Genomic DNA, 13,821 nt, shown 5'->3' on the forward strand with positions numbered 1-13,821 from the left:
TACAGAAAATTTCCTATTTATCCCCTGGGGTATTTCTGTTGGTTGCACCGATATTGATGCAAATAGCAAGTAGAAGGAGGCTCAAATCTGTTTAGCGGTCTTCAGACGGGGACTGACCTTCCTCTTTTGTTTTTTCTAGTTCGTTGTTGCCAGCTTCCTGTGTCTCTTCCAGCTCTCTTTGCGCCTGCTGTAGAGCTTTTTGGGCTGCTGGGTAATCTTGCTGATAACGCAGTGCTTGCTTATAAGACTCAATAGCTAATTTGTATTGCTGCGAGTTAACTAGGGCATTGCCCCGACTGTACAAGGCCTCGTAGTGGTTAGGCTTGTTTTTCAGAGTTCTGTCGTAGGCAGCGATCGCTTCTGGATACTTGCTCAACTGATATAGTGCATTACCTTTGTTGTACCAAGCTTGACTGGAGTTGGGTTGTAGCTTGATCGCCCTGTCGTAAGAGGCAATAGCTTCTTCGTAGCGGCGCAGGTTATGCAGTGCCCAGCCGCGACTATACCAGGCTTCGTAGTGGTTTGGTTTGGCTTTCACCACTTTGTCAAAAGAAGCAACAGCTTCTTCGTAACGGCGCAAGTTAATCAACGCACTGCCTTGGCTGTACCAAGCTTGATAGAAGCTGGGTTGGAATTGAGTAGCCTTCTCATAAGATTTCACTGCCTCTTTGTATCGGTCTAGATTGATTAAGGCATTGCCCCGTTGATACCAAGCGGGAGAATAATCTGGTTTGTATTCAACAGCTTGGTCATAAGAGACAATAGCTTCTTCGTACTGGCCCAGGTTATGCAGTGCCCAACCCCGCCGATACCAAGCTGGGGAGTAGTCTGGTTGCAACTCCAGCACTTTCTCAAAGGAGGTTATGGCAGTGGCATATTGCTGCAACTCAATTTGGACATTACCTAGACTTTCCCAAGCTTCGAGGTGATTCGGCTCAATTTTAATTGCCGCTTCCAGGGCATCTGAGGCTTCTCCGTAACGCTGTAGGTTTTCTAGGGTTTTGCCTCGGCCCTTCCAGGCCGCGAAATAATCTGGCTGGATTTGAATAGCTTTGTCGTAGGCGTCTAAAGCCTCTTCATACCGCTTCAGGCTAGATAAAGTATTCCCTTGACCATGCCAAGCTTCGGCATATTCTGGTCTAATTGCTACTGCTTTGTCGTAAGCATCAAGAGCCGCTTGATAACGCTTCAATTCTAAAAGAGTCTCACCTCGATTGTACAAATCAGTGGCATTGGCGGAGTTGATCCATTTAACAGCCGAAACGCTTACCGCAGCCCCTAAGCCGATGACGGCAATGGAGAGTACAAGTTTTTGCAGTAGTGGTGTAGGTGCTTTTGATTTAGCAAGAACAGGTTGTGAGGGGGAGGCAGAGGGTAAAGCTAAGGTTGCACTGGCAGGCTTTTGCAAGTCTTTGAGGGCTTGTAAGGCTGCATTTGCCGACTGATAGCGGTGCCGAAAGTCGTAGCACACCATTTTATCTAGAACTCTGGCAAACTCTAGACTGACTGATGCCTGATCTTGCCAGCTAATTTCACCTGTATCGGGGTTGTTGGGCAGTTCATGGGGTGATATACCAGTGAGAGCGTAAATTCCTACCATACCTACGGCGTAGATATCACTGCTTAATCGAGGGTGACCATTGGCTTGTTCACCAGGTCGATATCCAGGCGTACCAATTGCCACGGTGAAATTTGTCTGCGCGCCGTTGATTACCTGAGTGCTCACTTGTTTAACAGCACCAAAGTCAATCAAAATCAACTTACCGTCTTGCTTGCGCCTGATGATGTTTCGTGGATTGATATCGCGATGAATGACATTTTGCTGATGGACAAACTCTAAGATTTCCAGGATTTCCTGCAACAAAGAAATTACCTGATTTTCACTCAACTGCTTGCCTGGAGTTAGTTCCTTACTGAGATCCTCCCCTTCAATTAGTTCCTGCACCAAGTAGAATTCTTGATTTTCCTCAAAGTAGGCAAATAGTTGAGGAATTTGCTCGTAACGCCCTAACTTATAGAGGACTTGTGCTTCCGTCTCAAATAAACGCCTCGCCGTCTGTAAGGCAGTGGGGTCAGTGGCTTGAGGCTTTAGTTGTTTAACTACACACTGCTGATTACCGGGGAGGTGATAGTCTTGGGCAACGAATGTCTGACCAAATCCACCTTGTCCCAGTTGGGTGATTATTTTGTAGCGTCCACCGAGTGTTTCTCCTAAACCCAAGTTCATGGGGTTTCCTGCCCGAATGCACAAGCGCAGTAATTACTACTCGATTTTTACACATAACACTGGTAGAGTGCCGGGAAGAACTAGCAGATGGACACTCTCAACCTGACCACAGCAAAAATTTACTGCTCGTTGTTTCTAGAGTTCAAGACTGAATACAAGTATCTTCGATACTCCTAGTTTTTTATGGAGATTTTGACAAATTAATTTAGCCATCAAATCTGATTTGTGAAAGCTATCTGTTATTTACAAGTCAGATGTAAAGGCATTTTTGTTGGCAATTATATTAGTTGCTTTTACAAATCAGATAGAAGGGCAAGTGGCAACTATTATTAACATCAACTAATTCACACCAAGACTCTATTTTAGATTATTAATTTTCACTTTATTACTCACCATTTTCTGCCATACTTTATTAACTCACTAGCTGAGAATTCCGGTTTGTTGAGTAACTCTATACAACTAGAACTCAGGTTAAAAAGTGCTGTTCCTCATTCAGTAGTATGGTTTGCACAATTTAGTTTTATGGGAAAAAGCTTCTCCTGCTCTAGCTCCCAACGAAATTGAGTAATTACAGTAATCTTCTTTAGCTAATACTATTTGATTCGTGAAAAGGATTTGGCTTCTAGTTAAAGTCCTCAAAGAATTTGGTTTTTATGATTCATTTATTTTGACCATAAAAATGAATTAGGAGTTCACAATGAACATATTTATAGAGATTTTAGTGACAGATTTAAAATTCACTTATCAGCCGTTAAATTTAGTTTAAATCTTTTTATTTTCCGACATAAAAAGATAGTATGAAGTAGGAAAATGCCTGCAAAATTCGCAAAAAACTTCAGGAGGGAAGCAAGCATGTCAACAGAATCTAAGCAACCTTTAGAGAGTCAATTAAACCAAAATCTCTGGTCTGACGTTTCAGATACCGAAGCTGAGATGGTTGGCGGTGGTCTGGATCTCGGAGGATTAATGGGAAGTTCAGGAGGAGGGTTACCAATTCCTGGAGCACAGATATTAGGACCCTTGGTACAGCAAGGTACAGCTATTGGACTGGGCTACGCACAGTCAGGCGCGCAAATGGGAGTTGAGTTAGGACAAGCCGGAGCACAAGCCGGAATAGGTGCGGGGTTAGGTATCGCTGATCAAATGTATGGTCAATTCGGTAGTCTAGGCTCTCCCGGACTGTCTGCCATATTAGGTGGTCTGTCAGGATCATCACTTCCCGGATTGGGAATGTTCTAAGGTCAGCAAAGGAGTGGAGAACAAACCAAGAGATAGAACCGGAGTCACTGACTCTGCTTGCCTAAGCGAGTTACTGTGCTACTTCGGTAAAATTAAAGCTCTACCATTCCTGAATAACTGCTCCTCAATCCGTGTTAACCAGCTGGGTAATTCTCTCAGCTAGCTTACAGGGAACTTCTATCCCAGCCAACAGCTTGCTTCTCCCACGAGACTGGCTGTTTTTCCTTGGGATTGTCATGGAAGCAGAAACTCCGGTAATCTTCTGGGATGAAATATCAGAGCATTCTGCAACATAGTGAAGAAGACTGCGGTGCTGCTTGCCTTGCCACCGTGGCCAAACACTATGGACGTACCTTTACTCTTAACCGTATCCGGGAAGCTGTTGGCACAGGTTCTCAAGGCACCACCCTTCTAGGTTTGAGACGCGGTGCTCAGACGCTAGGATTTAATGCTCGCCAAGTCAAGGCTACCCCTCAACTGATTGAGCGACTCAATGAAGCTCCTTTGCCAGCAATTATTCACTGGAAGGGCTACCACTGGGTCACTCTCTACGGGCAAAAAGGTAAAAAATATGTGATTGCTGACCCTGGAGTGGGTCTGCGTTATCTCACCCGCCAAGAGCTAATCACAGGTTGGAGTAATGGCATCATGCTATTGCTAGTGCCTGATGAAAGCCGCTTTGATGAGCAACTTGATGACAAAGTAGGTGGCTTTGGTCGCTTTCTCAAGCGAGTCTGGCCCTACAAAGGAATTCTCAGCGAAGCGCTACTTATCAACCTCGCTGTTGGACTTCTTTCCCTTGCTTCTCCATTTTTCATCCAAATCCTCACAGATGAGGTGCTAGTGCGGGGAGATATCGAGCTCCTGACCACTGTCGTCATCGCAGTGGTAGCAATGAAGCTATTGGGTAGCAGCTTCTCGCTAGTGCAGTCCCACTTAATTGCTCACTTTGTGCAACGTCTCGAATTAGGACTTGTCCTAGAATTTGGGCGGCAAATCCTGCGTTTGCCCTTAAGTTACTACGAAGCTCGTCGCAGTGGCGAAATTGTCAGCCGCCTGCGAGACATTCGGGAGATTAACCAGTTAGTCTCTCAAGTGGTAATTAGCCTGCCTAGTCAGTTTTTTATTGCAGTAGTTTCCTTTTGTTTCATGCTGTTTTACAGTTGGAAACTCACTGCCACCGCCTGCGTTGTTGCCGTGGCGATGACTATTTCCACTATCATTTTTCTGCCTACCCTACAGCAAAAAACTCGTTCTCTCCTAGTTAAGGATGCAGAAAACCAAGGTGTCTTGGTGGAAACCTTCAAAGGCGCGTTGACACTCAAAACCACTAACGCTGCACCCCAAGCTTGGGAAGAATTTCAAAGCAGATTTGGTCGCCTTGCCAAACTTGGCTTTAGCACCGTTCAAATTAGTATTCTCAACGGTATTTTTTCGGGATTAGTTTCTGGGATTGGCAGCATTATTTTACTGTGGCTAGGCAGCCGTTTAGTAATTAGCAACGAATTAACGATTGGTCAGCTGTTGGCATTTAACAGCATGAATGGCAATTTTACGGCTTTGATCGGGACTTTAGTAGGCTTTGTCGATGAATTTGCCCGCGCTCAAACTGCTATTGAGCGACTCAATGAAGTTATTGATGCCACCCCAGAAGATTCTGGAGAGAGTAAAAAGCCCTTTGCCAAAATTCCCGAAAGTGCTGACATTATCTGCACAACTCTTAACTTTCACCATGTCGGCAGAGTTGATCTGTTGCAAGATTTTTCTACCACTATTCCTGGCGGAAAAGTAACTGCCCTCATCGGTAAATCTGGTTGTGGCAAGAGTACTCTTGCTAAACTAATTGCTAGTTTATATTCCCTGCAATCTGGTAATATCCGTTACGGTATTTATAATCAGCAAGATTTATCTTTGGAATGCCTACGAGAGCAGGTAGTACTCGTCCCTCAAGAACCCCATTTCTGGAGCCGCTCAATTCTCGAAAATTTCCGCTTTAGCTATCCGCAAGCCAACTTTGGGCAAATTGTTCAAGCTTGTCAAATTGCCAACGCTGACGAATTTATTAGCGAATTACCTGATAAGTATCAGACTGTCTTAGGAGAATTTGGTGCTAACCTGTCTGGGGGACAAAGGCAACGACTAGCGATCGCTAGAGCAATAGTTACCGATCCACCCATACTTATTTTGGACGAATCAACGGGTGCGCTCGATCCGGTAGGAGAAGAAGAAGTACTTAATAAGCTTTTGTTCTATCGACAAGGCAAAACGACAATCATGATTAGCCACCGCCCGAGAGTGATCCGACGGGCTGACTGGATCTTGTTCTTAGAGAAAGGGCAGTTAAAGCTTCAAGGTTCCACTGAAGAGTTACGTTCATTACCTGGCGAACATTTAGATTTTTTGACGCCTTAACTATTAAGTAAGTGTCGGTATCAATCCAGAACGTTAGTCGGTTTTAATACATCAACTAATTTTGATAAGTAAAATCAAGATTTATTTGGTGTCACTATGTGCCAGGGTTTTAAAGAAAATAAATTAATTTGCTAAAACTTCAGCATAATCACCATACGGTACTTGAAGACCCCCTGTTACGGTTTAATTTTGACCGATTAATACCTTAATTAGACTAGCAATAGGGGACTATTTTAAAACTTAGCTTGAACTTATACAAGTTAACTTAGTTGCCACTGAGAGCTTCGATAGGGGTTCGATTAGGTAAACCCGTAGATACCCTTATTATCACTATCAGACTATAGTTAGTTTAAATGGGGTAATCAGGATTTGCTTAAGAAAACTTTAATATCAACCAGCGGATCCCTTACTACTTGTGAAGTATTGGCTGCTTTTATTTTGGGTTGATCCCGAAAAAAGGAAATGTAAGTAGAGCAACAGACTTGTTATTATTCCTTAGACAACAGTCGTTTGTTTCCACTAACAACTAACAACTGCTTATGCCTATTTCAGCAGCTACGCCTGCTCTGCTCGTACTCGCAGATGGGACATCTTACCAAGGCTGGTCTTTTGGAGCTACAGGTACCACCATTGGAGAAGTAGTGTTTAACACTGCCATTACTGGTTATCAAGAAGTAGTGACGGATCCCAGCTATTGTGGTCAGATTGTTACCTTTACCTATCCAGAACTAGGTAATACTGGCGTGAACCCAGAAGATGAGGAATCGGCACATCCTCAGATTAGGGGCGCGATCGCCCGCAATATCTCGCGTCGTCCGAGTAACTGGCGGGCAACGGCTTCTCTTCCTGACTACCTCAAAGAACACAATATTCCAGGAATTTACGGCATTGATACCAGGGCACTGACCAGAAAACTTCGCTCTGTCGGTGCCATGAACGGCGGCATTTCTACAGAAATCCTTGACCCTGCCGAGTTGCTCAAGCGAGTGCAGGCAGCACCTAGCATGGCAGGGTTAAATCTGGTTCAGGAAGTTACCACTACCAAAGTTTACGAGTGGTCTGATCCCACTGACAGACTTTGGGAGTTTCGGTCTGTTGATGAGTCGGCTGTAGAGGAACCATTAACAGTCGTAGCCATAGATTTTGGCATCAAACGTAATATTTTGAGGCGTCTGGCAAGTTATGGTTGTCGCGTCATCGTTGTACCTGCTGATACTCCCCCAGAAGAAATTTTCAAATACAACCCCGATGGAATTTTTCTCTCCAATGGACCAGGCGATCCCGCCGCCGTCAGCGAAGGAATCGCTACAACCAAAGCCTTGTTGGAGCGCCAACAACCCGTATTTGGTATCTGCATGGGGCATCAAATTCTCGGTCTTTCCCTAGGGGCACAAACCTATAAGCTCAAATTTGGTCATCGGGGTTTGAATCACCCAGCAGGTTTACAGGGACAGATTGAGATTACTAGCCAAAACCACGGTTTTGCCATCAGCGCTGATTCGATCGCAACGGAGATGGAAATTACTCACCTCAACCTCAATGACCGCACTGTAGCCGGGTTACGTCATAAATCTTTACCATTTTTCTCGGTGCAGTATCACCCAGAGGCAAGTCCTGGTCCCCACGACGCTGACTATCTATTTGAACAGTTTGTGCAGTCGATGCGAGTACATCGCCAGAATTCGACTCTGGTAAGTTAAAGGCAAAAACTTGCTAAAAATACCACCATACTTTATCTTGGATAAGAATTTACTGAGACTGTGTTCGCTTTACTCATTCACGTTGCTTTTCAAATGAACTACAGCGTGAGTGCTATAAGAGAAGTAGGTAAAGCACGAGGAAAACCAAAGGCACTACCTACTGATTAACTCCGAGCCAAAAATGATTCGGAGTTGTAGCGGTGCGGTAGATTTGCCCAATGCTCGCCTACAAGTCGGGCGTTTAGATTGGTAAATTCCTCATGAAGGCTGTCCAGTCTAATTTTTCCAACTAAAACAATAAATGTTGGATTGGGGAGACTTAATGCGATATGAAAGTACACCACAAACTAGGAGGGTGTTATTCCTGAGCCACTAACCCTGACAGTCAGCTTAAGGGGCACTCGCGAAGTAAGGGAAAACTGTCAACTGTTCCGCCTCACCGGATTGTTGGATGCCTTTTCGGAAGCTACTTTCCGTAAGGTAGTCGGCAAATGTATTGATGATGGTCCAGCACATGTTATTTTGGATCTTTCCAAAATCGACTTTGTCGATAGCTCCGGCTTAGGCGCCTTGGTGCAACTAGTGAAAAAGGCTCAAACCAATGACGGGAGCCTACAAATTGTCACCAATCCCCGCGTGACTCAAACAGTAAAGCTGGTGCGCCTGGAAAAATTTCTCTCGCTGCAAACTTCTGTTGATGTGGCTCTAGAGAATGTTGAGGGTAGCCAACCAAACTAGAAAAAACACTAACGAGCGAAGGCGGGATGCAAACCCGCCTTCAATCTCTGACCATAATTTTGAGAAACACTCTCTGTGAGTCTGATAAAGTCATGGCATATCTCAAACAACGCTAAAATTTAAATGAGAGGTTGGACAAGGGCTGTGGCATCAGAGGAGGAAGAAAGTTCAAACTTCTGCGAAACTGAATCAGATCTCTCTTGGGCAGTAACTAGATTCAGGCAATTGAATGCTGCAGGTAAGTCTCTACCCAAGATCCAACAACTTTCACCAGCGTCTTTAGCCTATCTCGGAGACGCTGTTTACGAGCTATACATCCGAAGTTGCTGTCTGTTACCACCTAAGCGGGTTAAAGATTATCATCATCAAGTAGTGGCTCAAGTAAGAGCAGAAAGTCAAGCCGCTTCTCTGCAGATTCTCGAACCACACCTGAGCGCTCCCGAACTAGAAATCTTGAGACGCGGACGCAATGCCGCTACAGCGAATTCCCGGCGTCTCGATCCCAAAATTTATCAGCAGGCAACCAGTTTGGAGACTTTGATTGGATACCTCTACCTGACTAATCCTCAACGTCTAACTCAGCTCCTAGCGTACTTAGAAATCGATCCCACATAACAATTCATCGACTTCAGATAAAAAACATGGCTAATCAAGACCGCCGTTCTCATGCTCCTAGCAAGCCAAAGCTGGGCAAGCACAAGCACTCTCAGCGTCAAAATCCCAAATTTTCCAATGACCAAGACGAGAAAAATACTCAGTATCGGTCACAAACTGGAGAGACACCCTCACCAGGAAAATCCCACCGTCCCCGGCGCTCTGGTTGGAAACCGAAGCACTCTCAGTCAGACAAAACTGACCGTTTTCCCCGTAGTCGCTCAGGAAACCCCAAGCAAAGATTGCCGGAGAACTCCCCAGGGGTAATCTCTTCTAAAAAGCTGGTAATTAAAGAAACGACAGGATCTCACTATTTTAAGCCAGCCTCTAACGAGTACAATCCTGCGAACACTGAGGAGGATGACGACTTAATCTACGGACGTCATTCTGTCCTGGCTGCACTAATCAATCAGCACCAGCTCAACCGAGTTTGGATCACTCCTCAGCTCCGCTACGATCCCCGCTTTCATTCTTTGTTGAGTCAAGCCAAGGCAAAAGGGACAGTAATTGACGAAGTGGAGCCAAGAAGGCTAGATCAAATTACTAACAGAGCAAATCATCAAGGTGTAGCGGCCCAGAGCACACCCTACAACTATCACGATTTAGGAACTTTGATTGACAAAGCTAAATCGATAGCTGATCAACCAGTAATCTTGGTGTGCGATGGGATCAAAGATCCCCATAACCTAGGTGCAATCATCCGTACCGCTGAAGCCATGGGCGCTCAGGGTCTAGTTATTCCTCAGCGTCGAGCCGTTGGAGTGACCTCGACGGTGATGAAAGTAGCAGCAGGCGCTCTAGAAACTTTTCCGATTGCCAGGGTTGTTAATCTTTCTCGCGCCTTGGAGGAATTGAAAGCAGCCGGCTTTTGGATTTATGGCACTACTGCCGCCTCCGGTAAACTACTACACACTGTGGAATTCACTGGCCCAGTAGCATTAGTGGTCGGCTCAGAGGATGAGGGTTTAAGTCTGCTGACAGAACGCTGTTGCGATTTTCTAGTTTCTATTCCCCTACAGGGAAAGACTCCAAGCCTCAACGCCTCAGTAGCCGCAGCCATGGCACTCTACGAAGCTTACCGTCAGCGCTGGTCAAACCTACGGTATCTTGGCGCATTAGGTGAAGATTCTTTGAAAAAAGAAACGGGAGATAGTATAACAAAATGTAAATAATCTAGTTGTTAAAAGACAGCACGTTATCGCGTACACCAGGTGAATAGGATGAAAGAAATGTTGATTAACATTCTCCGCTTCTTTGGGCTGGCTTTTTGGGTAGAAATCATCACCGATAGCCCTCGCTGTACCTACTATTTCGGCCCTTTCTTGACAGAAAAAGAAGCAAACGATAACAAGAGTGGATACTTAGAAGACCTAGAAAACGAAGGCGCTCAAGGTATTTCTATTGCCGTTAAGCGTTGCAAACCAGAAAACCTGACAATTGACTATTCTCTGGGAGAACCCAGGGATCCTGAAAAAATGCCCACTTTCAGTGGTCAACCTTCCTAGTAGAATCAAAGACTAGTTAGTAGGTTAGTAGATTGCTATTTTTGCAAGTTACTGGTTTTGTTTAAAGGTATCTAAGTTTTGAACCTTTACTCTTCCAGTTCTCTAACCTACAAACCGGACACCTGCTAAGCAAAAAAAAGTTTACCACTGCCAACCAGTGACCGTCCTCTGATATTGATCATTTGAGGACTTGAGGATTGAGTCCAATCCATTGGTCAATATCCCTGAGCACCTGTTCTGGAATCTCCCAGGGAAAAAGATGAGCAGTATCTGGATAGCACTGCCATTGGCAGTTGGAGAGATGTTGAGCAGTTTCTCGGCTTGAGGCGGCAGTAATATGTCGATCAGCAGCTCCAGCTAAAACAAGACTGGGACAGTAAATCTTTTCGAGTTCGTCAAGCCGATTGTAGCCAGCTCTTAACGCCATATTAAGGGCACGAGTAGCAGCGCGAGAAGTTTGCAGATATGCTGGCATTGCTTCCCTCGCCAGGTACTCATAGGCAGTCGAATTATGTTGTTGGATGAGGTAGCGATAAAGCGATCGCTTACCAAATGACTCGATATTCCACTGCCAACCGGGCTGTATCTTATTAAGTATTGAAGCAATACCTGTATAAAGATTATCTTCCCAGGTAATCGGCGGATGATTACCTCTGGGTCTAGCTGCTGTAGCAACCAATACTAAACCAGAAACCCGCTTTGGGAATTTGAGTGCTAACTCGATCGCCAAAATACCTCCCAAAGACCATCCCAGCACTAGGCAACGGTCAATTTGGAAGCGATCCAGAAGTGTTTCTAGATCACTTAGGTGGTCGCTCATCTGAAAATCTTTAACGGTATGACTCTTACCATACCCCCGCAAGTCAGGGGCCAGAGTTCGGAAACGCTGCGATAGGTGATCAGTAAACACCGAGAGGCTACCACCTGATCCCGGATGACCGTGCAAACAGAGAATAGGGAATCCTGTTCCCTGGATGTAAACGTTAAGACTCGCAATGTCTGGAGAGGCTTTCACTTAGAAAATTGCTAACCAAAGATACAAGTTTAGCGTTTGTCCTCAAGAAGTGCTTGGCGCTCTGCGCTACTCCGGTGTTCCGATGCTTCCACTCTAGAGGGAAAATTTCAGAAAAATCTTGATTATTAGACCAAGAAATATACATAGCTAGATTAGGGGCATGACATGTCATGCCCCTACATTTCAGTTTACGTAACTTTTCAGTTACCCAGGATCATTTCACTAAGCTGATTTACCGCCAAGACCAACCCAAGCAGGATCAATCACGGAAGGGAGAGACGGGCGCGAGGACGCGTTGTCTTTTTTCGTCCAAGATGGTCCGACCATTTCAAAATCCCAGTTTGAACCATACTCGATCGCACCAGCATCAGGTTTGCCGTCAGAGGCCTCGTGATAATTATCATGGGCAGTATTGCCGTAGTCACGAGCTTTAGAGTCTGCTGTTAGGCGGAGATCCCAGGTGCCGTTTGTGTTCTGGAAGCCCACACTATTGCTGCGCAAGTTGTTTGATTCGGGGAAGGGGAAGGACTTACCTTGATCTTTCTTAATATCAATGATGTTGTTAGCGACGATCACCTTCTCAGAACCCCGTGGCTCAGTCCACCATAAACCCATATCGGAATCGTTAGAAACGATTGTGTTGTTGGTGATGCTCATGTTTCTGTGAATGTCACCAGACCAGCGTCCGTCGAACTTGAAGATCACGCCCTTCTCCTCAATACCGTTTTCTTCAGTTGCTAGGAACAAGTTGTGATCAATATCTACTGGTCCAACGTTGATGGGAGAAGGCGCACTGAGTACCATGCCGTTGAGGACGACATTGTTATGAAAGCGCATGTTTTGAGCGCCAGTGCTATCAAATTCGACAGCGTCATCTCGTGAGTTCTGAATTAGGTTGTTGTAGATCAAAGTCCTTTCAGAGTCTTTACTACTGCCCATCGTACGGGGCTGCATGCCGTCCATCATTTCGTAGACGTAGTTGTTCCGTACAATAGTGTCCTTAGAACCAAAGCGGAAAGAGGTAGTTTCTGAATCGAAGATGCCACCGTCCTCTGAGTTGTGATATATCCTGACCATCTTGTTGTAGCTATCACGGGATTCGGTGTAAAGCGGGTAATTGCTCACCTCGTTGTACTCAATCAAGTGGTCGCTTCCCGTCTTGCTCCCCATGTCAATACCTGTGCGCGATCCCAGGATGAGGTTGTGACGGGCAGTAAAACTATCACTACCGCCTTTGACTTCGATACCTTCTTGGGAGTGAGCGCGGATTACCAAGCCTTCTACAGTAACACCATCGGCATTAACTGTGATGCCCGTCTCAGCACCGCTTTGGCGTTGCACACTAACGGGTGCTTTATTGGGATCCACATCGTGATCACCTAGTCGTATACGTACCTCTCCATTTTCGTAATAAAAACCTCCCTCAAAGCCGGAGCTTTTGAGCTTGTTGCCCATACGGATCGTACTCAAATCGCCGACGACGATGTGGTCAGGTTTCCAGGGCACCTCAGCGCGCCACTCATCGCCATTTTTCGTCCATTTAAAAGACTGTGTTGTACCGCCATCAATAATCGCTTGACCAGGGTTTTCTGCCTTGATGGTGATACTCTTATCAATGTTGATCGATTCGTAGTAACGTCCATCACGCAGCACAATCACTTCACCATCGTCGGCAGATTTAATAGCATCATTGATCGACTCACCGGGTGAGACATAGATGGCTCCAGCTTGGGGCTGTTCAGGTTTAGTCTGCTCATCACTAGATGAAGTCTTGTCGTCAGTCGATGAAGATCCCTCACCAACAAGGGGAATTCCTTGGTCAGTGGGCGAAGGAGTTTTGTCGGTATCCGAAAGATTACCCCCATCTTCTACAGATAAGTCATTGCTTTGTTCGCCGACTAAGCTATCGTTGTTACCAACACCAATCAGGGGATCGGTTGTCTCGCCTAGCGATTCTTTGGGACCAGTAATCTCGTCGCTCTCAACTCCTAAGTGTGGAGTTTGACCAGGTAAGCAAAGTCCGCTGAGATCATCGAGAGTTTCTCCACTTTCAACTAATGGATTTAGAGGAGAATCCTCACCAGTACTTAGTGCACTATCTGTTTTAGTGACTTCTCCATTAAGCCCAACGTTGAGATACGGGGACTCAAGTTCCGGAGATAGGGTAGCTTGTGGTGATGTCGATTCAAAAAGTTCCACAGTGTCTTCTCTCAATACTGGATTACTGAGGAAGATGACCCGCTGATTCTTGATAATTAATAAAGGCAGAATTCCTGTTCAAAAATCCCTAGGATATGTTGATTTTTGAGGAATCAAAAAGTAAGTAAACAT

At 45.4% G+C, this 13,821-nt stretch carries 11 protein-coding genes; 8 read left to right on the plus strand and 3 right to left on the minus strand.

The features are described 5' to 3' along the window. Nucleotides 1–91: 91 nt before the first annotated feature. On the minus strand, nt 92–2,227 hold the full coding sequence (locus ACT7WV_RS22805) for a tetratricopeptide repeat protein (RefSeq protein ID WP_445105073.1): 2,136 nt from the start codon (nt 2,225–2,227) through the stop codon (nt 92–94). An 852-nt stretch (nt 2,228–3,079) separates the two neighbouring features. Here ACT7WV_RS22805 and ACT7WV_RS22810 point away from each other — a divergent pair. From ACT7WV_RS22810 to ACT7WV_RS22845, 8 genes are all read left to right on the plus strand, one after another. Continuing rightward, on the plus strand, nt 3,080–3,466 hold the full coding sequence (locus ACT7WV_RS22810; protein WP_445105074.1) for a hypothetical protein: 387 nt from the start codon (nt 3,080–3,082) through the stop codon (nt 3,464–3,466). A 131-nt stretch (nt 3,467–3,597) separates the two neighbouring features. Beyond that, on the plus strand, nt 3,598–3,762 hold the full coding sequence (locus ACT7WV_RS22815; protein ID WP_445105075.1) for a hypothetical protein: 165 nt from the start codon (nt 3,598–3,600) through the stop codon (nt 3,760–3,762). After that, nucleotides 3,734–5,878, plus strand: a complete 2,145-nt coding sequence (locus ACT7WV_RS22820; RefSeq protein WP_445105076.1) for a peptidase domain-containing ABC transporter — start codon at nt 3,734–3,736, stop codon at nt 5,876–5,878. The genes ACT7WV_RS22815 and ACT7WV_RS22820 overlap by 29 nt, the downstream gene beginning before the upstream one ends. Nucleotides 5,879–6,417: 539 nt before the next feature. After that, nucleotides 6,418–7,578, plus strand: coding sequence for a glutamine-hydrolyzing carbamoyl-phosphate synthase small subunit (gene carA / locus ACT7WV_RS22825; RefSeq protein ID WP_445105077.1), 1,161 nt, complete (start codon nt 6,418–6,420; stop codon nt 7,576–7,578). 360 nt (nt 7,579–7,938) lie between these two features. After that, a complete protein-coding gene (locus tag ACT7WV_RS22830) occupies nt 7,939–8,316 on the plus strand; it encodes an STAS domain-containing protein (RefSeq protein ID WP_445105721.1) in 378 nt (125 codons plus the stop codon). A gap of 123 nt (nt 8,317–8,439) precedes the next feature. Then, nucleotides 8,440–8,931, plus strand: coding sequence for a Mini-ribonuclease 3 (locus ACT7WV_RS22835; RefSeq protein WP_445105078.1), 492 nt, complete (start codon nt 8,440–8,442; stop codon nt 8,929–8,931). 26 nt (nt 8,932–8,957) lie between these two features. Further along, nucleotides 8,958–10,142 carry a 23S rRNA (guanosine(2251)-2'-O)-methyltransferase RlmB gene (rlmB, locus tag ACT7WV_RS22840; RefSeq protein WP_445105079.1) on the plus strand — a complete coding sequence of 395 codons (1,185 nt, stop codon included), beginning with the start codon at nt 8,958–8,960 and terminating at the stop codon, nt 10,140–10,142. Nucleotides 10,143–10,190: 48 nt separating this feature from the next. Next, nucleotides 10,191–10,475, plus strand: a complete 285-nt coding sequence (locus ACT7WV_RS22845) for a DUF1816 domain-containing protein (RefSeq protein ID WP_445105080.1) — start codon at nt 10,191–10,193, stop codon at nt 10,473–10,475. A gap of 178 nt (nt 10,476–10,653) precedes the next feature. Here the strand turns inward: ACT7WV_RS22845 and ACT7WV_RS22850 are convergent, their stop codons facing one another. After that, a complete protein-coding gene (locus tag ACT7WV_RS22850; protein WP_445105081.1) occupies nt 10,654–11,490 on the minus strand; it encodes an alpha/beta fold hydrolase in 837 nt (278 codons plus the stop codon). A gap of 222 nt (nt 11,491–11,712) precedes the next feature. Next, nucleotides 11,713–13,689, minus strand: coding sequence for a right-handed parallel beta-helix repeat-containing protein (locus tag ACT7WV_RS22855; protein ID WP_445105082.1), 1,977 nt, complete (start codon nt 13,687–13,689; stop codon nt 11,713–11,715). Nucleotides 13,690–13,821 lie beyond the last annotated feature (132 nt).

It is taken from the genome of Symploca atlantica LB2515 (genome assembly GCF_052546295.1).

Excerpts from the sequence above, each read along its gene's own strand:
- carA (WP_445105077.1), top strand. The coding sequence starts at position 6,418 with ATGCCTATTTCAGCAGCTACGCCTGCTCTGCTCGTACTCGCAGATGGG.
- ACT7WV_RS22805 (WP_445105073.1), bottom strand. The coding sequence starts at position 2,227 with ATGAACTTGGGTTTAGGAGAAACACTCGGTGGACGCTACAAAATAATC.
- ACT7WV_RS22835 (WP_445105078.1), top strand. The coding sequence starts at position 8,440 with ATGAGAGGTTGGACAAGGGCTGTGGCATCAGAGGAGGAAGAAAGTTCA.
- ACT7WV_RS22810 (WP_445105074.1), top strand. The coding sequence starts at position 3,080 with ATGTCAACAGAATCTAAGCAACCTTTAGAGAGTCAATTAAACCAAAAT.
- ACT7WV_RS22845 (WP_445105080.1), top strand. The coding sequence starts at position 10,191 with ATGAAAGAAATGTTGATTAACATTCTCCGCTTCTTTGGGCTGGCTTTT.
- ACT7WV_RS22820 (WP_445105076.1), top strand. The coding sequence starts at position 3,734 with ATGAAATATCAGAGCATTCTGCAACATAGTGAAGAAGACTGCGGTGCT.
- rlmB (WP_445105079.1), top strand. The coding sequence starts at position 8,958 with ATGGCTAATCAAGACCGCCGTTCTCATGCTCCTAGCAAGCCAAAGCTG.